Source organism: Amycolatopsis sp. TNS106, assembly GCF_019330265.1.
In the GTDB taxonomy this organism is placed as follows: Bacteria; Actinomycetota; Actinomycetes; order Mycobacteriales; family Pseudonocardiaceae; genus Amycolatopsis; species Amycolatopsis lurida.
The window spans coordinates 2,390,778-2,413,939 of sequence record NZ_CP024972.1 but is presented as its reverse complement, the minus strand read 5'-3'; the positions used below and the strand labels follow the sequence as shown (position 1 = coordinate 2,413,939).

The following is a 23,162-nucleotide window of genomic DNA, read 5'->3' as shown; positions in this document are numbered from 1 at the left end:
CCACGGCGAACAGCCCAGTCCGTGTACCACAACTGAATAGCGACAACTGAATAGCGCACCACCCTGACACCCCGGTCGAGGAGCCCACACGCGCCTCGGCCGGGGTGTCATTATTCCGGTGCGATCACTGCCTTCTCGCACAAGACACCTCTCCAACCCACTGACTGCTCGATCCTGAGGCTTCCGTGCAGAGCGGTTCGACCCCGAAGCGCTCCGGCTGATCCCGGTGCGCGTCCTCGGCACGCTGTACGGACCGACCACGGAACAGGTTCAATTCCTGAGCGTCACGACTGATCCTCGCGACGTGTCCCTGGCGAACTTCGTGGCCCGGCGTCCCCGCGGCACCTCGCCCCGTACTGCCCCGGCAGCGTTGCGGCGGGGTGCAGCGGTGCCGGCCCCTGAGTCCGGTCCGCGGCCTGTCACGGCGGGGCGGCAATAGGCGTCACCTCACCTCGTCACTCTCTGGAGGTTGCGCATGTTCACCATCGTCTGCCCCAACGACGGGGAACCGATGGAGTCCGACGCTTATGGCGTCTACTCCAGGAAAAACCTCACGTACCGATGCACCGTGTGCGGGTACTGCGAGCATCGCTGACGGTATCGGCCCGCGACCTCACAGGCACGCCTTCCATGAGGCTGCAAAGAATCGAAGCCCAACCACCAGGACAGCAACGCCATACGTCCCGGCGCACTAGCTCAGCGGCAGAGCACTCGACGTTCTGACCACCCTGCGGTTCGACTCCGCGTCGTGTTCGCCCGCGCTGTATGCGGGCGAAGGCGTACTTCGGCGGGGCAGAGTCAGGCGACAGGTCCGTCACTGGACGACGTACGAGAGGCGGCGGGTCCAACTCCCGCGTGCGCCACATCGCCGCGCGTCACATCGGGCCTGGGAAAAACGAATCCCTATACCGCCCACGTAGTAATGAAATACCACCACATCCTTCGTGCCAGAGGAGTATGGCGTGACCCGGTTCCTGGACATTCCACCCGACCTGTACCACCGTGCCGAGCCCGCGGCGGGCGAGATCCTTCCCGCGCTGACCGGACGTCTGAAGTCGCACCGATCGATTGAGCAGTTTGCGCCCGACTGGGACTATGTCCTCAGTGGACGAGCCTCGGTGACGGCCGTCGTCGCGGCGCTGCATTGCGCGTCTTCCGACGTTCCCGAACACGCGTGGCCAACGGCGATGCGTCTGTACTGCCCGATCGCGTGGCGGCTGCTCACCGATGCCGGCGTCTCCTTCGACGAATGGGACCGCGGCCGATGTGACGCGAACTTCTCCGGCCGGGTCGGATCCGCGGCCAACGCCGAACTCGACGGCTACGCCGTGTTCGCGGTGATGGATGTACCCGCCGCCGTGACGGAGATCGTCACCACGCTGGGCGGGATGCCGACGTTCACCCCGTCGAATGACGCCGTCGCGAGCCCTGACAAGCAGTGAGAGCCGGTTCAGTACAAGTGGCCGGGCCGCGGCCGTCGATTAGTGAGAAGGAGCGCTGCCGTGAAACACCATGCTTCACACCGTGTGATCGCGACCGTGGTGGCCGTGCTGAGCTGCGTCGCTGTACTAACGGGATGCGACAAGCGCCAGACGGTAGCTCCAGGAGCGGGCCAGACCGCGGCGCCCGTTTCCCTTCAGCGCGACGCAGGACGGCGGACGACGTGCCCCGACGGCACGCTATCGGCAGCTATCAACTCAGGCATCGCACCAACAAATCCGAGCCCGCCTATCGAAAGGTGCGTGCAGCATGAACACCGTCGTTGATGCCGACCTGCTCACCCGTGTGCTGACCGACCGACTCGGAAGGCCCGCCGCTCAGTCGATCATCACCGCCCTGGACAAGGCGACCGCCCTACAGACGCACGACGGCGCTGAGACCACCGAGGCGACGGGAACCTTAGTGGCATCCGGGACGGTCGAGGATCTCGTCAACGGCGACGTCTTCTCCCTGGATCAAGGCACCTCATGGCATACTTGCGCCGCGGTCGGCCGTGACGCGGTGTCGGTGTACACCAGCACTCAACCCGAGCTCGGCCGCCAGACAACCCAGATTCCGGTGAGCCACAGCCAGTCCATCCTGGTTCGTCCGGAGTGGACCCGGCTGTATGACTTCGACGGCCAGTTCTACGCACGCGTGGGCTGCCCCGAGTGCCGTGGTGAGGGCCTGGTGCAGATCGACCCGACCGGGTCGCACGGCTCCGACACCGACACATGCCACTGTGTCAGGGACGCGACTTCGGTGCCGGAACGTCTTTTCGAGGTGCTGGTGCGGGAAACCCGAGAGCAATGGCTCACCGTTTGGGCCTGTGCCCTCAACGAAGCAGGTGCCAAAGGGGAAACCATCGTCCGAATCGGCGATGACCACGGCGGGAAGTTCACCAGCCGGGAGTCCATCGAAATCCAGCTCGGCCGCGAAATACCAAGCGACGTACCCGGATAGTCCGCGTCCCCATCGATGTGCAAATGCCGACGAGATCCACTCACCATGGTGAACAGGTAGATCGGGATCGTCAGAGAAATGAGGCAAGCATGACAATTCCCGACCGTGCTCCTCCGCCGGAAATTCTGGATCTTGCCCGGCTCGCACTGGTGACCGGACTCGACGAAGTCCACCTGGGGTTTGAGGGTCTAGGCGCGGAATTCCCCGCACCGATCGGCTGGATGCTGTGTTTGACCCGACTCGACGACATCCACCTCGCCGTGCTCGAGACACTGGGGCTCGCCGATACGGAGGCGCACACGCACGTGCCGAATCGCTTGCGGGTGACAGCCCAGATCGGAGCCACTGTGGAAGCCTTCCGCGGTCTGGGGGAACCGTACTGGGACGCCGGGAACGTCGCCGAGTGGATCCGGCGCCCCCGCTCAGGGATTGACACAGCCACTGACGCCGAGCTGGCGGCATTCCAAAATGACGCGGAGCTCATGATCGGAGCCTGGCAACGGGGATGGACGGCGGAACGCTCGCTGCGCCGCGGCTCGCAAACCGAGGCAGCGCACTCTCGGCACCGAATCGCCGTCCCGATAGGGGTGAGCTACCGGTTCTCGGCGCTGAATCACTTCTACAACGTCGACGGTCACCCCGGACATCGCGACGGCGGTACGGCCGTGTCGATCGACGTACTCCTGAGCCGGGCGAGTATCGGTGGTGACTGGATCTACTCCGCGATCGGCCTCGACCGACTACCTGTGGAAAGCGCGCTCGCCACGGTGCACAAGGCCCCACCGTGGCATGCCGAGGTCGCCTACTTCGACAACGACATCGAGGACTGGGTTCTCTGACCTCGCCCACCGTGGATCCCGGCGGCCGGTCTGGATCCTCTTCGCCCGGTTTGGTCCCGGATCCGTCGATCAGCGCAGCTGATTCGAGTGGCGGAATGACAGATACAGGACTTCACGAGAGGGCCAGCCATGATCAGTACGGCTACCTGGAGCGAACTGGACAAAGCACTCCTACAGGCGTTCATTATCGAGAACAGTGCCTTCGGCAGCACCACCCACAAGGTCTGGCGTCAACGCGACATCACGACCGCACACTGGACGCGGCTGATCCAGATCGCCGAACGAGGCGGGCCCGTGGGATCCAGCAGGGTCGTCGCCTGGCAAGACCACGAGCACACCTGGCACCCCCTCGTGGACATCGAACCCAGCACACTCGCTGAGCTGATCTACACCTGCTGATCACGCCCCGCGAAAGGAGCAACCGCATGACGACCGACTCAGACGTCACGGTCAGCGCCGCACGTGTCAGCACGGACGCGACCCGTCGCGAGGCAGCCCGCGTTAGCGCCGTCGCGGCGTTGGCCTTTGCACGGCAGACACACCCGGAGCTGCGCCGCGCCGAAGCGACGGCCCGAATCGACCTGGCCGCGGCGATCATCGCCATGGACGCCACGGACGACAGGATCGCGGCCGGCGAGAATCTCCACAGCATGAACGAGCAAACCGCCGTCGAGGAAGCCCTGCGTGTGTATGCCCAAGCCCTGGCCAATCTCGTTCGCCGTGAGGCTGAGAGGGACGAGGCTGGATCGTCGGTGCTTATGCCTCCCCGCTGAGACAACGGTGAACCGGCTCGCCTGACTTGCAAACACCGTGATCACCGTCAACCAGCGCTCGTACGGGTTCTCGTCTTGACCATCACGCAACCTGATTGGACACCCATGAGCAGTGAAGAAGAACTCGAAGGCTTGGAAGACGCGGTCACCGACACCATGGTCGGCTACCTTGCTCGGCGGTCGTTGACGTTCTGCCTGCTTGCCTTCTTGCTGCTGACCCTCGAGTTCGTCGTGACGGTAGTCGCGGTCATCGGCGCACTAGCGCTGCCGACGCCGTATCAGTGGTTAGCCCTGGCCGTGCTGTTCGCCATCGTGGCTGCGCGAGTGATCCGAATCGTCATCAACCACCGGCGCCGGCCGAAGACACCAAGCCGACTCTCCAAGGTACTGCTGAAGATCGCGTCACTTCCGATGAACGCCCTGTGCGTACCTGCTCTGGCAGGGATCTCCCTGACCTTCGCGGTCGTTACTGTCGGTGTCGCAACTTTGGTGGAGTTGGTGTTGTGGCTTTACTCGTTGCATCCGGCGCACCGCGAATTGCGTCACACCGTCGAATTCCTGAAGGGCAACGAGCCGCGCACCTGGGAGGTGTAGGCCAAGGACACCTCGGACCGCGCTCGGTTCTCCCGCCGCGTCGCCTTGAGCTTACGTCCGCCAGCGACTGCACACGGGAGCACCGGGAATGGCGCTGGAGACACACAGATCGGCGTCAGATTCGCTACGACCGACCGAGACAAGGATACAGCGCTGACCCATCAAACCGTCAGAACGGCAGCAGGCCGCGCCGTGCTGAATCTGATTCAACTGCCGCCTGGAGGCTGAGTGTGACTGAAATCGACGACGATCCCGGTTTCTGGGACGACGACCGTGACGGCGAGCCTCGCGAGCCGAATTGCTTCACATGCCACGACACCGGGCTCGCGTGGCGCCGAGGTCGCCGCCGCCGGTGCCGCGACTGCTGGCCGACCCGCTTCGATCGGTGGCGTTCGCGCCTTCACGACCGGTTCCGCCGACGCCGCTCGACCGCAGACGACCCGTGGGGGCCACCGTTCTGACCACGTGCCAGCGGGCAGCATGCTCCCCCGCATGGTCTACGCCATAACAATCCAGAGCCCGCCGCGAGCATCTCTCCGACAAGACATGCGGATGCCGAGCTGCTGCCTTCATGGCCGGTGCGTGCGCAGTCCGGAAGCACACGCCGACCAGACGACGATCCCGCTCCGGGCGATCGGTGCAAGGACCGCGAACGCCCCATCACATGGAACGGGCCGGAGGCGTCCGATTGGGAGCCCCCAGACGAGGAGTCACAGCGATGACCAATGAACTCACCTTCACCTTGCGCGTCCCCAGCCGGCTGTATGACTTCATCTCCGATGGCGACAACGGCCTGAGGGTCGAGCAGGCCATCGAAAGCGGCGCCGCGAGTGGGTTCTACGCCGACGGCTATGGGCACATGTTCGAGGCGTTCCGGCTCCTGTTCGAGACCGAGCCGGACCGTTCGGGCGCTCGCAGGCTCAAAGGGCTATCCGCCGAACAGTTACTCGCCTTCGAGTTCGACGCTGCTGCCCTGATGAATGCAGCGAGCGACGGAATTCGGGTACAGGACGCTGAATCCCTTGCCGACCACAACGCGGCGGCGGCCGTGATCCGGGGCATTGACCGCGAGCTGGCACGGGCGGGACTCACCCGCGAGTCGCTGACGGGGGACGCAAACGATGCGCCCGCCGTCGAGGAGCATACTTTCGTGGCCCATGACGACGCTGGCACGTCGAAGACGTGCGGCAAGTGCTCTCTGCGGGTCACACGGGTCGAGACGCCAGAGCCGCGACTGCACTGGTCGTTCCCCAGCGGCCCGAAGGGTGAAGGTACCCTCGACGCGCAATTGCCCGCGTGCCCGGGGCGGCCGAGCACTCTGGTCTCCGTTCCGAGCATCCCGACCGCCCTGCGTTGCGAAGCGAACGCTCGACGAGGTACCGGGACCGGAACATGCGGTCAGCCGCTCGACGTGCACGGCCAGTGCCTGCGCGCTAGCGATCACCTGGACGCGTGATGGACCACATCGTGCGCATCGGGGCCATCGAGAGCGACACCGACGAAACCAAGCTGATCTTCGACTGGAACGGCGCACGCGAAGCCCAGTCCGGCGGGTCGTTGCTGGCCGAGGACGTCATCGTGCCGTCGGGCGGCAGCTGCAAGGAGATCTGGCGACCGGTAGCTGATGCAGGCGGGGAGGTGACGTTGTGACGCGAAAGCCTGCTGACGAGCCGAAGCCACTGGAATGGAACCCACCTGACCGGCGCGAGCTGGTCGGGGTCCGGGAAGACATAGCGGAGTCCACCGCCAACGCGTTGGTGCACGCGAATACCGTGCAGAACCTCGCGCAGGGCCGAGGAACAGTCACTCTTACAGGCGTTGACCCCGAGATCGCCGCAAGTGTGCTGCTGGTCGAGGAGCGACGCAGGCTCAAGAGCGCGCGATTGTGGGCCATGACCGAGGCGATGACCCAAGTATCTATTGCCGCGGGGCGAAAGCTGCCCAGTTGGGAGGTCCGACCGGAGGACGTTCCGTCACCGTGCGGGTTGATGATGTTCGATACGCCGATCGGCTACTACCGCGCCGACCCGCCTGGTGAGGCTTCACAAATGGTCTCCATCGTGGCGGTGTCGTGGGGGCCAACCCGAATCGTCGAAACCCCGGCCAATCACCTGTGGGTGACGTTCTGGTCCCTGACACATCACGAGATCGGCATTCGGCTGCTCCGGAGCAACGGGTACCGACTGCGTGATGCCCGCCGGCTTCAGCACAGTATGGGCGACTTCACCTGGGATAACGAGGTGCTGCTGGCCTACAACGAGGCCGAGGTCAGCGTCATCAATTCACACGGCGAGACGGAAGCTGTCGACCCCAGCAACAAGCACCTTGCCGCCAACACGACTATCGAGTGGATTCAGACCGTCCGTGCGGCCTGGTTGATGATGAAACGTGACGCCAAGCGTCCCATTGCTGAGGTCGAGGAGCTACCGCTCTCCAAGACGGAGCGAAAACAGTTGCAGCGCAGGGGGTACAACGACGATCCGGTTCGTGTCGTCGGTCTTCACCAGGATCGACGACCGCGCGCATCACGTGAACGCGAGAGTGGCTACACCGTCACAGTGCGGTCGCACGTTACCGGTCACGTGCGTTGGCAGCCCTATCCCTCCAAAGGAGTGATCGAACCCATCTGGATCGAGGAACACGTGCGCGGCCCCAAGGACGCGCCGTGGTCTCAACAAAAGACGACCGTGACCGTCGTCGATCGACCGCCTGGCGGAAGGCCGCCAGTCAACAGGAAATAGCTTCGATGGCGGGAAAGGAGTTCCCAATGAATGAATCGACACCGAAAGTCGTGATCGACGAGGAGGTGGCGACCGTCTCAATCGGAGAGCTCGATAAGCCCAACAGGTTCGGCTACCGACCGGTCACGCATTCCTGCAGTGTCGGTCGTGGAGGGGTCATGCTCGCCAATGACTCGCCGGGTGCACCGATCTGCTTTGACCAGCGCTACTACATGACCGACATGGCGGTCGATCTCGCTGCGGCGCTGGTGACCGCGGTGAAGTTCGCCGACGGCGCCGACCGGCCGCCTCGCAGCATCGAGTCAGCACCGCAGGTCACGGCAGGTGGCTACACGGTGGGTCATGCCCTGGCGGAAAGCGAAGCCAGGGGAGTGCTCGGCCGTGGATCAGCGCAGCTGATCCGGATCGGACCTTGAAGAGGATGCCCACTGGCCGGGCGTGTGCCTGGCTGGACCTCAGGCCTTGAAGGAGCAGTGATCACCATGGCTTTCCGGAGCTTCTTCGAAACCGAGGAACAGGAACGAGCCCGGCTCGCGCAGGCACCAGAGGGCTCGATCTACCACAGCCTGTCCACGCTGCCGGTCACGATCAAGGAGTGGCCGCAAGACCTCATCATTGAATTGCCGTGGGCGACCACCGAACGCTGTGCGTACCGCGTTGTCGTCGTGCCCATCAGGTTCTCGCCCGACTCCCGACCTCAGGGAGAGGAGGAGCCTCTGCCGCGCAAGCGTCATTCGGGCGCCTGGGAGTGCGCTGTGGTCTCGTCGGACCACCCGAGCTACCCCGTGGGCGGACACCGCCTCAGTATCCCGGCCGCGGAGCTCGCGCGGGGTACGAAGATCTCGATCTGAACGAGCCTGCGCATTGGACAGCGGTTCCTTGTCTGTGCCTTGGGAGGGAGGAGCGATACATGTCGGAACCCCGATACCATATTGCCCGCATCGGTCACGAGTTCTGGGCAGTTGCCACGCCACATGGAGCGGCCGAGGAGATACTCCGCGGCGGTGATGCGGAGCAACGGGCACAAGAACTTGCCCGCGACCGCAACGCGGAACTCGACGACGATACTGACCCGCATCAGCTCAGCTGATGCCGCGCTCGAGAACACGAGCAGCGCAGAACCCGGCAGAGAGACGAACTCTCTGCCGGGGTTTCGTTTTTTGCCTCGGGCCTTGGCTCCTGGATGGGGATCAGCACAGCTGATCCGGGCGCCGCGGTGACCGGAAGTTGTCGGCCCAGATCACTGCCATGAAGGAGGACCGATGGGCATGTCTATCTTGACTCGAATCGGATTCATCGAGACCGAAAAGCAGGAACAGGCGCGGCTCGCGCAGGCTCCCGTGGGCTCGACCAGTCACTACCTGTCCACCTTGCCGATCACGATCACCGAATGGCCGCAAGACCTGATTGTGCAGCTGCCCTGGGACCCACCACGTACGCCGAGGAGCTATACGGTCGTCGTGGTGCCCTTGACCTTCCAGCCCGACCCCGTTCCTGTGGACCTCGACGAGGAACCGTTGCCACGCAAGCTGAACCCCGGTTCCTGGGGATGCGCTGTGGTCGCCTCCGACCATCCACGTTTCCCCGTCGGTGGGCACCGGATCGTCGTTGGTGCCGACGAGATCGCCCGTGGCACGAAAGTCTCGATTCAAAGCCCACGACCAGAGCACCGCACAGCCGCGGACGCATCGCCGTCCTGATGACGGAGATCCGAGCGAAAGCGAATCGCACGATGAAGCACATTGACTACGTCTGTCCCGGCGGGCATGACGACGGCGGCTGGTCATGCATGTTCTGCGCCGGCGGACTCTTCTCCTGCTCCGTCTGTGGTTCGTTCGAAGGAGCCACCACTACTCATTGCCCCGGTTACAACATGTACGCCGAGTACGGCGACCGGATTTACGCCGGCGAGATCGACTTCCGCGACGGGAAGTGGCGCGAGGGCGAGTGCTCCCGGCACACGCCCGCGTATTGGTCCACTCCGGCTGGGCTGGCCGAGATCGAGACGTTCACGAACAAGCACCCGTGAACCCCGACGTCACGATTCTTCGCCATACAACAAGGTCCGGTCCGCGGACGGCTGTCGTGGCGATCTCCGTCCACCTGGGGCAACACCAGCGGACTGCATCTGATCCCTGTCGGCGCCACAGAAATCCATAGGAAGGAAACACATGACGGGGCACATCGACGACGCTGAGCAACCGGACGGGATCGAAGACGATTCGCGAGACCTGCCGAATCCAGCTCCAGCAGCGGACCGGGTGAGGGAATTCTTGTCCTGGCACGGCGACGGGCGGATATATCTCGACGATCGGCATCCGCCGCTGTTCGCCCGCGATCTGCAAGCACTAGCCGACAACGCGAGGCGACCGGACGTGGTCAGCGACTTCGTCGCCGAGCGTCACGACTTCACCATCGCGCTGAAGAACTGCCGCGAGAGCATTGGGGACTACTACCGGTGGCAGGGGCACGTCGAAGCACGTCGGCAACTGTCGGAACGTCTCGCTGCGGCCGCACAGACGCCCGCGGCGATCCCGACCGATCCGAACTACTTCCGGCACTGCGACTGGCCCGGATGCCTCCGTGCCTACGACGTGCGCACTGGCCCGAACCCGAAGGTCGACGGCGAGCCGTGGATACTGATCCGTTCAATCCGGACACTCCTGTGCCCGACGCACCACGACACCGGCCACCGCCCTCGGCATTTCGAATGGAAACCAGGCGATACCTCGATCGCCATGTCATGCGAGTGCGGCACCCGCGCGGACGGCCTGACACCGACCAGTCAGCGGCGCTGCATGGAATGGTGGAGCGACCACGTCCTGGCCCTTAGGGCTCCAGACCATAGCTGTGATGAGGTCGATGGACCTGAATGGGGTGCTCCGAACCGATGACATTTTTCGCTATATGCATTGGCAATTCGCAAGTTTAATCAGGAAGAACCTACACCTCGAATGGGAGTCTTTGCCGTGATCGCTAACAGTCCGCTGGAAGATCAGTTTCACACCGTAGCGCTCGACGCTGTCGTCCAGCGCTACGGGTTTACGACGTTCCAGGCCTTCGCGGACGCGGACCTCGACCGAGGGGGAGTGCTCGGCTCTCGCGCGACCTTCGACGTCGTGACCACAGCGATCGCCCCCCTGCAGGCTGCCATCGCCGCCGTGCGTGAGCTCGCACCGCCTGCGATCCAAGCTGGCGGCGACCCCGAGCTTCACGAGTTGCTGACCGGCGGATGGGAAACCTGTCATCACACCGCACTTTCCGCTATCGATAACGCGTTGCAGGACGCGCGATCAAGGCAGACTCTTTAGACACGACGCTCCGTCGACAGTCAGAAGGAGGTGAAGAATGGCAGGTGCAACACCCGATGGCCCTTGGTTCGTTTGGGGCGACGGCGCTGAGCCGGTCCTGTCTGATGTGGACTACGCAACCATGAAGGCTCGCGTGGATGCGGACACGACCGACTCCCTGTACGGGGAACACAACGAGACAGGCGAGACCTACGAGGGCTAACAGCCGGGAAGTTCAGGGCCAACTGGGACTTCGTCGCCGATTTCCCACGGACGCAGGTTCGGTGGTCCCTGGCGCGCAGCTGGACAACACAAAACTCGCTCAAGAGGTAAACCTGATTGCACGCGGTACAAGCCGCTAGCTACCCGCGTGGCACGACGGCGAGATCACCGCCCGCCAGGCCACCGGCGGCGTCCGCGCATGGGGCCTCGTCGAGCGCAATGCCGACGGCACCGAAACGATCACCTGGCAGACGGGCGAGTCCGGATGCGACCCCGCCACCGAGGCTACGCCAGGTGCACAGCTGATCACCGTTTACGAGGAGTGATGCGCGCACGGCGCTCGTCCAGGCGGTGGCGCATCCGTGGGAGAACCCACCGACACTGAGAACCCGGAGTACCGCATGTGCACACCCGAAGACGACACGGACAATGCCGCAGCTGGGGCAGGAGCAGACTTCCGCGTCGGGGACCTACTCCGCGGACACCCGACCTACCGCGCACAGCGGGACCAGGAGACGTTCGACGGGGTGTTCAGCGGCGCGTTCGGCGATGACCTCGGCCTCACGGGGTGGCCGGAAGTACACGGAGAAGAGGGACGCCGCGTGTTCCTCGACCCATCAAGGCCCATCACCATCATCCGGCCGGTGTCCACGTCACGTTCGGGCATTCCCCCGGAGACCACCGGAGGTCTTGCCACGGTGTCAGCGCAGCTGCTCCGGACAGCCAGGGACGTTGTCGGCGACGAGTCGGCCGAAATGCCTGACACCGCCATCGCCCAAGCGCTCGCCGCGGTACTGGCTGAGCCGGCCTTGGCCCATTTTCTCCGTCTCACCGTCCACCAACGCCGCTGGATCGCCAACATCGCCGAACAGATCGGAACTACGGAATGAGCACATGCCCCAACAAGAAGACCCGTCCGCCCGGCGTCAGGTGGAGTCCGACCCGCGGCCCGCTGACGCGACATGCCAAACCTGCTCGGTCGGTATCTCGCGAGAGCTGCGAGTCACGCCGGCTCCGACTCGATCCAGGCTCGGACAGCGCCTCAGACCAGCCCGGATACGCCGTCCGGCTCGGTGACGTCGCCGCAGTCGCACGCGACGTTCGCCAAGCCCCTGACGCCCCTGAGCTCGCGTGATGTCCGGACTCGACGCGGACGCCACCGCAGCCCCTGTGAAGCCCGCCGCGAGGCGGCTCGGAGGGTCACCCGCCCGCGATAACACGCTGTATGACGCCATCATCGCCGAGGTAGATCGTCGAACACGTCGCGCGCTACAGCATCCAGAGACCAAGCACTGCACGATCGAAGCAGCCCTGGCCGTGATCCGCAGGTGCGGACCGTCGCCCTCGGACGTGGCCACCACGCGTCCTGATGACGAGCTTCCGGTGATGAGCGACTTCCCGTACCGGCAGGATCCCCATCGGTACTGCGGTAGCGACACCGAACGTGAGAGCACGGGGAAACCCGGGCATTGTGAGGCGTGCTGTTCGGTGGGGCACCTAGTCGCCCACCCGGACGCCGGTTGTGCCGACGTCGGGTGCTATCTCGAGCATCCCGATGAACCCGATGCGACGTCGGCCGGCTCATCGCTTCCGCGAGGGCAGGCATCCCGCACTCTGCTCGGTCAGGCTGTGCCTGACCATGTCATGACGTTTGAAGTCGCTCCCGGCGAGTTCACACTGTGGTGCTTTGAACACCAACCCCGGTTGGGCAGCGGACGCGTTCGATCAGAAGAAGAGGTCGGCCTTTTCCTCCGGGCGCACGCCCACGGCAGCGCCACCCCAGCACCGATTCCAGCGCACCTCGCTGCGTTGGCCAATGAGAACGGCGACGCACGGTCGACCTGCCCGCGCTGCGAGTGGTTCGCGCAGGCCCCGGTGGACGCCGCGGGTGTGTTCCTACACCAGCTGGCCGACGCACGGCTGGGCCACGTCGCTATCGCACATCCAGACCTGTGGCGGGCGTGGCGGGGAACTGAGCCCGAGATGGACCGTGAAACGCTCGCGCGCCTCGAAGCCGAGATCGTCGCGGTGAGATCGAGTCTTGCCGACGGAGTGGCCGGGCTGCACGAGAAGATCGGCCACCTCGAGAAGGGGCTGCGGCAGCTCACCACGACAGCCGCCCCCGCAAGTGGGGAACCACGGAGAACGCCAGGGGCTACAGCCGCGGACTGCGACGAGGCCCCTGCCACAGAGGTGCTGATTTGGGCACCCGTGCTGGAACGCGCTGACCGGGCCCGGCACTGGTACCACACGATCGGCTACGAAGGTCACACCACCGAGCAGATCGACACGCTGGTTCAGAAAGCCCTGGACGCTGAACAAGCAGAGTTTGCGGCGCTGCTACCCGATGGATGCACGTGGAACCCTTACACAGGTGAGATTACAGGTCCGATGTCCTGTGAAGCCGCGCTGAACACAGCGCTGGAGGCCGCGGGCGGCCCCTGGAACAACAGCTGCGAGGACCCTGAATGGCCCGAACGTCGCGACACCCGCGTGCTCAACAACGCCCTCCGCGCCGCAGCCATTCGTGCCCGTCGGCAACTGGACGAGAGTGAATGCGCGTTGCAGGGCTCTTCGCCACGAATGAGTTCCTTGCCTTCCGATGGCACTCCGTCGCGACCAGAGCATGAGGACGACCAGCACAGCTGATCCGGGCTGGGACAAGTGGCCGCCATCGTCACGTCCTGGATCTCCCCGGCGCGGGCCCGCGCCGGGGAGATCCGCTTCCTTTCACGCGTGCGAGCCGCGTGACCAGGCCTGCCGAGGTGTCGTGGCCCGGCAAACCGCGGCCCTATGTGATCGCCGGCGTGAACCGCTCGGGCATCACGCCGGCATGTTCGCGCCGGACTTGACGGCCGCCTGGGCCACAGCGCGTGCGGCGATATAGAGGCCCTCACGGTTCAAATGACGGGAGTAGCTCGCGTCCAGATAGAGCACGGGCACGTCGCCGGCGATGCCAAGCAACGCCGGATACAGCAGGTCCTTGATCGGGCCCGACCCGCCGCCGTACACGTACACCGCCTCCGTGGACTCGCCGGACGCCGCGAGGACCTCATCGAAGATCGAGCCGATCGCCTCCACCAGGTACTTGACGTCCGGGGCTACGAGCGCCTCCGCACGCTGATGACGGCCACGCTGGAAGGCCGACGGCGTACTCTGCAGGAAGTCCGCCAGCTGCTTGCGGCTGGTGAACCGCAGATCCACTTCATCGAGCCGGTCCAGGGCGTTGGCCAGCACGGTGCCATAGCCCATGTCGAGCGTCGTGGCGGCCTCAGCGTTGAAGCGGCCGTCGGTGAAGACCGGAAGGTTCACCGTTCCCTCGCCGACATCGATGCCGATGGTGTTCTTCACGGCCACCAGGTCCGCTGCGGTGATATCCGGAAGAAGACCAGGCTCGCGCGAGCGGAGATCGGCGAGCAAGGCCCGCGCCAGGGGTTCCCCCTTGTCCGCGATGGCGTACTGCGCGCTGGCCCCCTCGGCGATGACTTGAACGTCGACGAACTCCAGCCGGACCGAGACAGGGGTCGAGAAATTCTTGATCGTCACCAGGTGGACAGCCGGGTCTGACACTCCCCGGCCCCCGATGAACTCCGCCGCGTAAGTGTGGCGGCGAGCCACGTACTCGCTGATCGGCAAAGCCAGACCGGCGCGGATCCGAACCCGCAACTCGTGATCGGGCAGCGTGCCGTGCTCACGGACGTGGTCGCGCAGCGCCTTGGCCGCGAAGACGCCGAGTACCAGAATCCTGCTGAGGTTCTGGTCGACCTTGCTGCCATGGCCGTCGTGAACCTCGAACTCGGTGAACTTGGATCCGCGGACGTGCAGAGCCGATCGGCCGTAGATGCGCCGATCGCTGTCAGCGATCAGCGGCGTGGTCAGCGCGCAGTCCAGACGGTTGTAAAAGTCCAGGTCACCGTCTTCCATGACCTGGCTGGCCGTGTCGTCCTTCAGCGGGACCTTCGGGCTCTGCCGCGGCGTCGCGATCACCGCGCTAGGCAGGTCGACCTCGTCGACGACCTCGTTGCCCTCGTTGCGAATGACACCCTTGACGTAGCCGTTGCCGACGTCGACGCCGCCGGTCAGGTTGATGGTGCTCGTGCTCATAGGTGGCTTCTCTCGTTCGTGGTGTCAGCGGTCACCGGCGTGTGCCGAAAATGGACTCCATGTCCAAGGGGCCGTGATCTGGGCCAGGTTGCGTTCGTGACACTTCTGCTGCGGTCTGTGGCTTGTGCGCTGTCCGCGCTTCCGGAGTCGACGCGTCGGTTGCGGCGACCCGGGATGGCTGGGACCCATCACCACGGGCAGCTTCTTTTACGACGACATGGGTGCTGGCGGGGGATGGAGACGCCGACTCCTCGGGGGCCGCCTGGCCGGCGTCTTCGCGAGATGTGTGTCCGGTGATGGGTGGTGGATCCGAAGGGGGAAGTTGATCGACGGGGCGATTGGCGTAGTCGATATATCCGTCGCGCTGAATGGAGTCGCGGATGAGCGCCTGCAACGAGCGCGAGATGCTGTCCTGTACGTCGAGCCACCGGTTGGTCGACACATCCGCGAGGGGAACACTCCACCGCAGCCGACGTAGATCAGCGGGCGTCATCACGCGGTCCGCGTCGCTCCACGGATCGAGCCGGATTTGCCTTGGGCATGACGGGTCATCTCTCTTCCTGGGCTCGAAGTCCTCGCACTGGAACAGTGAACGCTCTCTATCTCCTATCGTATGGCGTTTCTGTGGTCTATGCAATGACTGATAGGTGTCTCGATATGACCAGTGCATGGGTCCGTGGCGGATCGTGGACCGTGCGTGGTTCCGAAGACGTCTCCAGCGGGACCACGACTCCGCCAGCGAACAGGGGGAGTCGGCATGTGCTGGCCAGGATGAGAGCCTGTCCGACCTCGCAGGGGTCTCTTGCAGACCACGACGCGGCCTGCGCCCCACATGCTCAGCGACGTGAAGCGATTGAGGTCTGACTGTGTCCAAGGTGCCCGGCAAGGGGTATGACAGCACGACTGTGGAGAGGGCTTCCGTGGCGTACAGCGTGACCAGCCTCAACCGCACAGCTGTACGGGTGCGATGGGCGACCACCAGGCACGACAAGGCGATGCGGACCGCTGGAAGGCAGGTCGGAGCGGAGTGTACAGGTCACGGGTGTACGGCAAGTTTCACCTGGTCGCGACGCTCAATCGGTGCTTGCACGGTGCACAGGTGCTTGACGACGCAGAACGAGGAGAAAAGGGCATAAGAAAATGTGGCAACATCCTGTCGCCAGCTGCATTCGGCCCCAGGCTCATTCCGCCGCCTGCCCGCCTGCTCACCGGGGTAGTCTCGCGGAGTGGTCAGGTCACACGGCCGGCACACGATGTCGCGGGAAAAACTCACACACCCGACGTCGGTGAGCTCCACCGCCTGACGTCGGCGGGTGCTGCCGCCGATAGCCAGCGAAGCTGGCCCGGGAGGCGCCAAGATCCGTTCAACAGGGGTGGGTGGCTTGCGCCTGTCCGGCGGCGCTGGCTGTAACCGGCACCCGTGCTCGTGCCATAGTCGCAACATCCGAATGAGGGAAGGGAACAGCTGTCATGAGTGACTCGATCGGTGCCCCACTCGACGTCCTCAAGGGCGTAGGCGGCCTGACACACCACCAGCTCGTGCCACTGCGCCGCCACGGTGTGGAGACTGTGGAACAGCTGGCGGATCTAGTAGACGGACACCGCGACAACCCGGGCGGATCCGAACTGTCGACCGTGGAGAACTTCGGTGTACGGCGGATCGAACTCGCGTGCCAGGCGATCGATCAATGGCGGGCCACTGCCAAGGAGCCGAAATGACTCAGCCGGGTGGAGCGGGGCTGAACGAATCAGGCAAGGAACAGGACTCAAGGTCAGTGACCTCGCGATCCGTCCAGGTGGCTCATCCGAGCGATCCGTTGAACAAACTGCTCGCCCGTGAAAACGCCCATCATCTGGAGATTCACTACGACGATGACGGCTCCGTCGACCAGGTGTCGGTCGTGGATGCGCGTTGGTGCGAACTGGTGACCTACGAGTCCGACGAGTTGTCCCCCGAGGAACGCCAGCAGGCGGAGTCCTTGTTCGACCCGGATGGCGCCGTGTATCCGGCCGACGACACCTGCTGTCGGCCGTGATCGACGCGCGAAGGGGCGGGCCGAGTGAGGCGCGAGGTGGCACCGTTGAGCGTTCCGGGGGTCCCGTACCCCTCGATGACCCACTCCTGCCGGCGCGTTGAGACGCGTCTGCCTCCGAGCGTGAGATTTCTGGGGCCGGGTCGTGGCCACGGCCTCGGTGATGGTCAGTGACTTCGATGTCGGAAGGACGTTATGGCGTCTATTCAGGTGGTCAACAAGGCCAGGTCACACTACGACGAATTCATCGGCAGGGGCTCAATATGGGGTAACCCCTTCAGGTTGCCGCCGCGTCACTGTGACGCCGATCGAGCACGGGTCATCGCTCAATATGAACGCCATCTTCTGGCTAGTCCCGACCTCATGGCTCGCCTGCCGGAACTCTGTGGGAAGACGCTGGGATGCTACTGCGCCCCGAAACCGTGTCATGGTGACGTCCTCAAGAGATACGCGGAGGCATGGGACCAGGGGGCCGCGGTGTACTCCCATGTGGTCCTGATCACCGGCTCACGTAGCTGGGACGACGAGACCGTGATGCGCCGGACATTCAACGAGATGTGGAGGCGGTGGGGACCCGACCGGGTCATCCGGCCTCTGCTGATCTTCGGCGACTGTCCGGATGGGGCGGATTCCATGGCCCATAGGCTGTGGCGTGGGGCAGGCTTCGCGACGATGCCTTTTCCCGCCGATTGGCGGGTCGGCGGCCGTGGGGCAGGGCTCCAGCGTAACCAGGAGATGGTCGATGTCGCCGACGGGCTCCGCAGCGCACGCTCCCGAGTGGCCTGCATCGCTTTTCTGGATGTGTGCGGCAAACCCGACTGCCCGCAGCGCGACCAACACCAGCTCACTCCAGGACGTGCCGGGCATTTCTCGCATGGCACCATCGATTGCCGTCGGCGCGCCGTGGCAACCGGATTGGACGTCGTGGACGCCTTCCCAACTTCGATGACAGACTGATACAGAAGACTCCCTGAGCTCGCGAACTCAGGGAGTCTTCTGTATCAGGTGGATCTTCGCGCACGTCGCGTGGACGCCAGCGGCCTCAACGGTGGCCAGGATGTGCGCTATGACCTTCGCGTGATGCGATGGGCCTTGTCGTAGGCGTTCACAATGTGCTGGGAGATCGGACCGAACGGTGCGACCTCGAGTTGCTTCTTGATCGCCCAGGCGCGGATCTTGACTCGTTCGGCGGCATCTACAGCAGGCGAAACACGCTGTCGTGTGAGTTTCTGCGATTCAGCCTTTGCGGCTCCGGGCTCGCCTTCCGGACGGTAGGTTCTGTTGATCCCGTGCTTCTCGTCGTAGGCCGTGACGATCTCGTGAGGGATCCGTCCGGATTGGGCGAATTGATAGCCTTCCGCCACTGCCCACTCGCGGATCTCCCGGCGCTCCTCCGGGCTCGTGACCGGCACGAGTCGCGGCCCTTCGGACTTCTTCGGAGGAGTCTTGGTGCCCGCAGGCACATACGGTCGATCCTCAATAGCATGGTGTCTGTCATAGGCAACAATGACATCAGTGGGGATCTGGCCGGATGTAGCGAATTGATAGCCTTCCGCCGCTGCCCACTCGCGGATCTCCCGGCGCTCCTCCGGGCTCGTGACCGGCACGAGTCGCGGCCCTTCGGACTTCTTCGAAGCTTGACTTCTTGCAGGCATGTACGGCCGATCGATGCCGTGCGCCGCGTCGTAGGCGGCGATGACGTCGCGGGGGATCCTGCCGACAGGGGCGACCTCGTGGCCGTTCGCCGCGGCCCAAGTACGAATCGCGTCACGTTCTTCGGCCGTCGTATCGGCGACGACACGCTTCGTCTCTGGCCGGCTCTCCGACTTGCGTCCCTTGGCCACGAAAGGCTTGAGTGCTCGCTTGAATGCCTCTTTGAGTCGGGCTGTCTCCTCCTCTGTCAAGTCGATGTCGTACCACTCGTCATCGAGGCCGAACGTGACGGTTGCAGCGTCCGGCTCGCCGCTGATGTCTGACTCGACCACCTGAACCTGCCGCTTGACCATGTCGCGGAGACTAGCGTATCCGAGCGCCTATCAAGTTGCGTTCCTGCATCATTCTATCGATACATCTGTCGTACATAGAGACGACTTCATGCCATGCTGCGATCAGCACATAGCGTTTGCAGTAGCGCTGCTAGAATCACAGCGAACGTGACGCTTCGCTGTCGAGGGGTTCAGGTAGTACGACCCTTCGCCCTATCGAGAGGCACGCCGTGACCACGCTTCAACCCGTCGAGGATCGCCCCAGGCCCTATCTCGACGTCGACCTCTTTGAACTGATCCGCCGGCGGCGTGGCTGGTCGGACGCGTACCTCCGTGAGATCGAGTCCGCCGGGCACGATGAATTGCTGAGCCTGGCCGAGATGGTCGATGCGCTCGAGGACGCGCGTGCCGCCGGCCGGAAGATCACTATCGCGCCGGACTTCGACATGGACGGGATCGCCTCGGGAGTCCTCGGATATGCCGGGCTGTCCGAGCTCGGTTTCGATGTCGAGCTGCACGTGCCCGACTACCGTCGCGGCCACGACGTCACCCCCGACGACGTCGCCGAGATCGCTCGCCGGTGGCCAACAACACGAGTGCTGCTCACTTGCGACGGCGGAGTGAACTCCCACCGCGGGATCGCCGCCGCCCGGGCACTGGGATGGACCACCCTCGTGACGGACCACCACGAGGAACTACCGCCCGGCTCCACAGCCGACGTCACCGTCGATCCTTGCCGCCTCGACGAAACCTATGCCAACCGGGCAATCTGTGGCGCACATGTGCTCTACCAGGTGATCGAGGCCTATGCCCGCGTCCACCGTCCCGGCAAGCTGTGGGAAGTACGTCTGTTGCGCCTGTTCGCGGGGCTCGGCACCGTCTCCGACGTGATGCCGCTCCTTTATGAGAATCGGCAGCTGGTCCGCGATTCGGTCTCGATCGCGAGGCTGCTCTGGGTGGCACCCCCGATGCCTCACGGTGCCTACGGAGACTCCCGGCCAGAGCTCATCGACATCGAGAAGTCGACCTTGATGCGACTTCTCCGTGTTGATCCCCACCACCCGGTATACCTGCGAGCGTTCCAGGGATTCGCCCTCCTGCTCAAGGCGTTCACTCAGGCCGGCAAGCTCCGTGACCTCGACGACGTCGACGAGGGCTTCTATGGCTTCTATCTGGCGCCATCCATGAACAGTCCTCGTCGCACAGAGGACGCACTCGAACCATGCTTCACGGTATTCACCGCCCCTGATCCCGACACGATGCTCGATAGCGCCCATCAGGTCATCCGCGTCAACGAGCGACGCAAGCAGCTGACCGCTGACCACCTCGCCGCCCTGGCCGAGACTGACCAGCCCCTGGCGCCGTGGGTCTACCTCTCCGACGCGCCCGCCGGCATGTATGGGCTGCTGGCCAACCAGCTGATGGAGCACAACGGGCATCCCGTCGTCGTCGTGAACCGTCCTACCGGGCCTGGACAGTACGTCAGCGGTTCCGGCCGCGCGCCAGAATGGTTCGACATCATCAGCAGCCTGGAACCGCACGCAGGTCTCGAGGCCATCGGCCATCAGCAAGCATGTGGCGTGAAAGTCGCGCGGGCAGAGCGACTCGACGCCCTGGCGGCGGTGCTGGCCGACGCCACCCGTGCGGCGATGTTGACGGCAGACCAGGACGCTGGCCGCGCAGACCTGGTACTCGGACCCGATGTCGACTGCGATGCGGGCCTGGACGACCTGCAGCCGCTGGTCGAGCTTGTTCGCCGGACAGAGGCGCTCAAGCCGTTCGGTCAGGGTTTCACCGCACCGGTAGTGCAAATCGCCGTGGAACCACTCGGCCTGCGGATCGACCGCATCGGGGCCGACAAACAGCATCTTCGCCTGGTGACGAAAGCGGGGCTGTCATGTCTGTGGTGGAACGCCACAGGGGAGAAGTTCGACGAGCTGCGCCGGCTTGTGGACACTGCCAGCCGCACCGCGATCGGAACATTGCGGTTCATCGCGACACTGCAGCTCAATACGTACCGCGGGGATACCCGGGTCCAAGCCGTAATCGTGCAGCAGGTTCTGTCGCCTGCCTGACTCAGTGCGGAGGCCGTCATCGCCCCTGGACGGAAGAACCGACTGGTCTTCGAGGCTTGCTGGTGTGTGCTCATGTCCCTGGCTGTCGTCACCGCCTATGTCGGAGTCGCGGCTGGAGCGGCAATGGTGGTGGGCAGTCCGATTCTCGGCACCGTGGTGGGCGACGGAATCGCCGTCGCCGTCATCGGTGTGGCCCGAGTCGCCCGGCCACGCTGGTTTGCCGTAGGCCGCCCGATCCAGCCGTGGCACTGGTCATTATGGAACAGTAGCGCCATAGTGTGTGGTGCGGTGTTCGCGTTCGCCGCGGGTCAGTCGATGGCACTGTGGCTCTACGAACTGGGCGGGTCGACGACCTTCGACGAGTCCGTCCAATTCAAGAGAAATGCCGGCGAGGCGGCAACACTACTAACACTGGTCGTTGCGCCCATCGCCGAGGAGATGGTCTTCCGCGGTCTGCTCTACCCGCTTCTTCGCATGAAGGTCGGTGTCACCGCAGCAGCCGCGGCCTCCGCTATGATCTTCGGGCTTGTCCATGGCAACCTCGTTCAGTTCCTCTTCACGGTGCCGCTGTCGGTATTGGCTGCACTTGTCCGTGAACACACAGGCGCCGTCTGGCCGTGTGTCGTCCTTCACATCACCTTCAACCTCGCGGCGACATTGATCCCTGCGCAAGTGCTTGCGATCCTCGCGAATCCTGTTCCCGCGCTGCTGCTGACGCTGGCGTTCACAGCCTGCGTGCTGCTTGTTCACAGAAAGAACGTTGCGCTGCCGGAGGACAAGCGCGTGAACCTGAGATGACGTTCACGTACACCAGGGTGTCCCAGGACGGGTACTCGGGTGGTGACAGCAGGACTCAGATCACCCGGGAAAGAACGAATGACGTCCATGAAGCCGCTACCGAGACAGGAGGTGATCCCCTGTGGCCATTGTTGGTTCCTGCGTGTATGACAGGAAGAATCAGCTCATCCGGCCGAGCCAGGCCGCGATGTGCCGCGCGAGGATCAGTCTCGATCTCATCGGCGGCGCGACACCCACCTTCGATCGGGACCACGTCCACGTCTTCGTCGTGACGGCCAGCGGCATCACGGTCAAGCAGGCGCGGCAACGAGCCCAAGCCCACATGGAACGCTTCGCCGCACGCACTGACGAGATCACGGGCTACCGTCGTATCGCGACGAGGAGGACACAGGGGAGAACCCTGTGCAATCGCAATATCACTATCACGCATGAGATCCTCTATGCCGTCGAACTACCCGCATGGGCTCGGGGTCGCAGAACACCCGCCCCTTCGATGGCGACGCGAGACGTAGGGGCGTGACACCTGCCTGTGACTCACACCGCACTGGAACCCGCGTTCGTCTACAGCAGAAAAGTACGAAGCCGGAGAGTTCCCCTCCCACAGGGAGGCTCTCCGGCTTCGTACTTTTACACGTTCCGCTGCGACAGAGTCTGGCCAGGACGGCCAGCATTCCACCGAAATTGAGAATAGCAGCAGGAAATTTCCGCCGCAATGCTACCTTGCGGAGAGTCTGCCATGGTCTTGGCCACAACACTCACCTTGGACGCGTCGGGACCTCGTTCTCTCGCGTCTCCCGCAGAGCTCGTCAGAGCGCTGTGATCGACGAGAGGTGCAGCTAGTCCGCGCGCTGCAGGTAAACCCGACGCAGCAGGTCGCTCGAGAACGGTGTGATCGGCTGACGATGTGGGCGTACCACCTGACGTGGTACGCGACGGATCACGTGGTGACCAGCGAGGCTGGCGCTCGCTGTCTCCGCGGCACGAGGCTCGTACCACGTCGTCGGTCGCGAGTGGTACAGCGCAATTCCTGGTCAGCGCACGAACCGCGGCGATGTACCACGAGTACCATCAACAGGGCAGCGTCTACAGAACGCACGAGTGCGCAGTGCCGGGCCCGTGCGTTGCGCATGCTCTCGAACACTGCAACTTCTCGATTTTCCGTGGTCTAGGTGGTACAACACAGGAAAACAATGGGATGACCTGCGGAAATCCGTGTACCCCTTGGACAACCGCACGTGGTACTCGTGCCTGGCAACTTGACTGCAA

General features: G+C 64.2%; 26 protein-coding genes and 1 pseudogene. 25 read left to right on the top strand and 2 right to left on the bottom strand.

The genetic code is table 11. The features are described 5' to 3' along the window. The first annotated feature begins 962 nt into the window (after positions 1 to 962). The 18 genes from CVV72_RS10885 (at position 963) to CVV72_RS10800 (ending at position 13,550) form a co-directional block, all read left to right on the top strand. Positions 963 to 1,442: a hypothetical protein gene (locus CVV72_RS10885; RefSeq protein ID WP_219152304.1), complete on the top strand. Its 480-nt coding sequence runs from the start codon at positions 963 to 965 to the stop codon at positions 1,440 to 1,442. Between the two features lie 307 nt (positions 1,443 to 1,749). Further along, a complete protein-coding gene (locus CVV72_RS10880) occupies positions 1,750 to 2,442 on the top strand; it encodes a hypothetical protein (RefSeq protein WP_219152303.1) in 693 nt (230 codons plus the stop codon). A 23-nt stretch (positions 2,443 to 2,465) separates the two neighbouring features. Then, positions 2,466 to 3,281, top strand: a complete 816-nt coding sequence (locus tag CVV72_RS10875) for a hypothetical protein (protein WP_219152302.1) — start codon at positions 2,466 to 2,468, stop codon at positions 3,279 to 3,281. A gap of 129 nt (positions 3,282 to 3,410) precedes the next feature. Next, positions 3,411 to 3,680 (top strand): hypothetical protein, encoded by a 270-nt coding sequence (locus CVV72_RS10870; protein WP_219152301.1) that lies wholly within the window; start codon positions 3,411 to 3,413, stop codon positions 3,678 to 3,680. Positions 3,681 to 3,706: 26 nt separating this feature from the next. After that, the gene (locus tag CVV72_RS10865) at positions 3,707 to 4,054 is read left to right on the top strand and encodes a hypothetical protein (protein WP_219152300.1); all 348 of its coding nucleotides are present in this window, start codon (positions 3,707 to 3,709) and stop codon (positions 4,052 to 4,054) included. Positions 4,055 to 4,159: 105 nt separating this feature from the next. Next, complete coding sequence (locus CVV72_RS10860) at positions 4,160 to 4,648, top strand: hypothetical protein (RefSeq protein ID WP_219152299.1); 489 nt, start codon at positions 4,160 to 4,162, stop codon at positions 4,646 to 4,648. Positions 4,649 to 5,366: 718 nt separating this feature from the next. Then, complete coding sequence (locus CVV72_RS10855) at positions 5,367 to 6,104, top strand: hypothetical protein (protein WP_219152298.1); 738 nt, start codon at positions 5,367 to 5,369, stop codon at positions 6,102 to 6,104. Next, the gene (locus CVV72_RS10850) at positions 6,104 to 6,298 is read left to right on the top strand and encodes a hypothetical protein (protein ID WP_219152297.1); all 195 of its coding nucleotides are present in this window, start codon (positions 6,104 to 6,106) and stop codon (positions 6,296 to 6,298) included. The genes CVV72_RS10855 and CVV72_RS10850 overlap by 1 nt, the downstream gene beginning before the upstream one ends. Further along, entirely contained in the window at positions 6,295 to 7,389 is a 1,095-nt protein-coding gene (locus CVV72_RS10845; RefSeq protein ID WP_219152296.1) for a hypothetical protein, read from the top strand. Before CVV72_RS10850 ends, CVV72_RS10845 begins: the two co-directional genes overlap by 4 nt. Before the next feature lie 26 nt (positions 7,390 to 7,415). Then, positions 7,416 to 7,805: a hypothetical protein gene (locus CVV72_RS10840; protein ID WP_219152295.1), complete on the top strand. Its 390-nt coding sequence runs from the start codon at positions 7,416 to 7,418 to the stop codon at positions 7,803 to 7,805. A 57-nt stretch (positions 7,806 to 7,862) separates the two neighbouring features. Then, complete coding sequence (locus CVV72_RS10835; protein ID WP_219152294.1) at positions 7,863 to 8,240, top strand: hypothetical protein; 378 nt, start codon at positions 7,863 to 7,865, stop codon at positions 8,238 to 8,240. Positions 8,241 to 8,299: 59 nt separating this feature from the next. Then, positions 8,300 to 8,479, top strand: a complete 180-nt coding sequence (locus CVV72_RS10830; RefSeq protein WP_219152293.1) for a hypothetical protein — start codon at positions 8,300 to 8,302, stop codon at positions 8,477 to 8,479. 172 nt (positions 8,480 to 8,651) lie between these two features. Continuing rightward, positions 8,652 to 9,089, top strand: coding sequence for a hypothetical protein (locus CVV72_RS10825; RefSeq protein WP_219152292.1), 438 nt, complete (start codon positions 8,652 to 8,654; stop codon positions 9,087 to 9,089). Between the two features lie 32 nt (positions 9,090 to 9,121). Further along, positions 9,122 to 9,418 (top strand): hypothetical protein, encoded by a 297-nt coding sequence (locus tag CVV72_RS10820; RefSeq protein ID WP_219152291.1) that lies wholly within the window; start codon positions 9,122 to 9,124, stop codon positions 9,416 to 9,418. A 142-nt stretch (positions 9,419 to 9,560) separates the two neighbouring features. Beyond that, a complete protein-coding gene (locus CVV72_RS10815) occupies positions 9,561 to 10,283 on the top strand; it encodes a hypothetical protein (RefSeq protein ID WP_219152290.1) in 723 nt (240 codons plus the stop codon). A 75-nt stretch (positions 10,284 to 10,358) separates the two neighbouring features. Continuing rightward, a complete protein-coding gene (locus tag CVV72_RS10810; protein ID WP_219152289.1) occupies positions 10,359 to 10,700 on the top strand; it encodes a hypothetical protein in 342 nt (113 codons plus the stop codon). A 563-nt stretch (positions 10,701 to 11,263) separates the two neighbouring features. Continuing rightward, positions 11,264 to 11,791 (top strand): hypothetical protein, encoded by a 528-nt coding sequence (locus CVV72_RS10805; RefSeq protein WP_219152288.1) that lies wholly within the window; start codon positions 11,264 to 11,266, stop codon positions 11,789 to 11,791. A 244-nt stretch (positions 11,792 to 12,035) separates the two neighbouring features. Beyond that, the gene (locus CVV72_RS10800; protein ID WP_219152287.1) at positions 12,036 to 13,550 is read left to right on the top strand and encodes a hypothetical protein; all 1,515 of its coding nucleotides are present in this window, start codon (positions 12,036 to 12,038) and stop codon (positions 13,548 to 13,550) included. A 174-nt stretch (positions 13,551 to 13,724) separates the two neighbouring features. On the opposite strand, the gene CVV72_RS10795 is transcribed toward CVV72_RS10800, so the two are convergent. After that, complete coding sequence (locus CVV72_RS10795) at positions 13,725 to 15,005, bottom strand: hypothetical protein (protein WP_219152286.1); 1,281 nt, start codon at positions 15,003 to 15,005, stop codon at positions 13,725 to 13,727. Positions 15,006 to 16,475: 1,470 nt separating this feature from the next. Here CVV72_RS10795 and CVV72_RS10790 point away from each other — a divergent pair. From CVV72_RS10790 to CVV72_RS41585, 4 genes and pseudogenes are all read left to right on the top strand, one after another. Further along, the gene (locus tag CVV72_RS10790) at positions 16,476 to 16,724 is read left to right on the top strand and encodes a hypothetical protein (RefSeq protein ID WP_219152285.1); all 249 of its coding nucleotides are present in this window, start codon (positions 16,476 to 16,478) and stop codon (positions 16,722 to 16,724) included. Further along, on the top strand, positions 16,721 to 17,041 hold the full coding sequence (locus tag CVV72_RS10785) for a hypothetical protein (protein WP_219152284.1): 321 nt from the start codon (positions 16,721 to 16,723) through the stop codon (positions 17,039 to 17,041). The genes CVV72_RS10790 and CVV72_RS10785 overlap by 4 nt, the downstream gene beginning before the upstream one ends. Before the next feature lie 192 nt (positions 17,042 to 17,233). Next, positions 17,234 to 17,422, top strand: a pseudogene (locus CVV72_RS41590) (DUF4326 domain-containing protein); the annotation flags it as partial. A 93-nt stretch (positions 17,423 to 17,515) separates the two neighbouring features. Next, positions 17,516 to 17,995, top strand: a complete 480-nt coding sequence (locus CVV72_RS41585; RefSeq protein WP_255632767.1) for an SLOG family protein — start codon at positions 17,516 to 17,518, stop codon at positions 17,993 to 17,995. Between the two features lie 107 nt (positions 17,996 to 18,102). On the opposite strand, the gene CVV72_RS10775 is transcribed toward CVV72_RS41585, so the two are convergent. Further along, positions 18,103 to 19,044, bottom strand: a complete 942-nt coding sequence (locus tag CVV72_RS10775) for a histone-like nucleoid-structuring protein Lsr2 (protein ID WP_219152282.1) — start codon at positions 19,042 to 19,044, stop codon at positions 18,103 to 18,105. Positions 19,045 to 19,253: 209 nt separating this feature from the next. Between CVV72_RS10775 and CVV72_RS10770 the strand changes: the two genes are divergently transcribed. The 3 genes from CVV72_RS10770 (at position 19,254) to CVV72_RS10760 (ending at position 22,416) form a co-directional block, all read left to right on the top strand. Then, the gene (locus tag CVV72_RS10770; protein ID WP_219152281.1) at positions 19,254 to 21,098 is read left to right on the top strand and encodes a DHH family phosphoesterase; all 1,845 of its coding nucleotides are present in this window, start codon (positions 19,254 to 19,256) and stop codon (positions 21,096 to 21,098) included. Between the two features lie 72 nt (positions 21,099 to 21,170). After that, positions 21,171 to 21,896, top strand: a complete 726-nt coding sequence (locus CVV72_RS10765) for a CPBP family intramembrane glutamic endopeptidase (RefSeq protein ID WP_219152280.1) — start codon at positions 21,171 to 21,173, stop codon at positions 21,894 to 21,896. Between the two features lie 121 nt (positions 21,897 to 22,017). Further along, positions 22,018 to 22,416 (top strand): hypothetical protein, encoded by a 399-nt coding sequence (locus CVV72_RS10760; RefSeq protein WP_219152279.1) that lies wholly within the window; start codon positions 22,018 to 22,020, stop codon positions 22,414 to 22,416. The last annotated feature ends 746 nt before the right edge of the window (positions 22,417 to 23,162 follow it).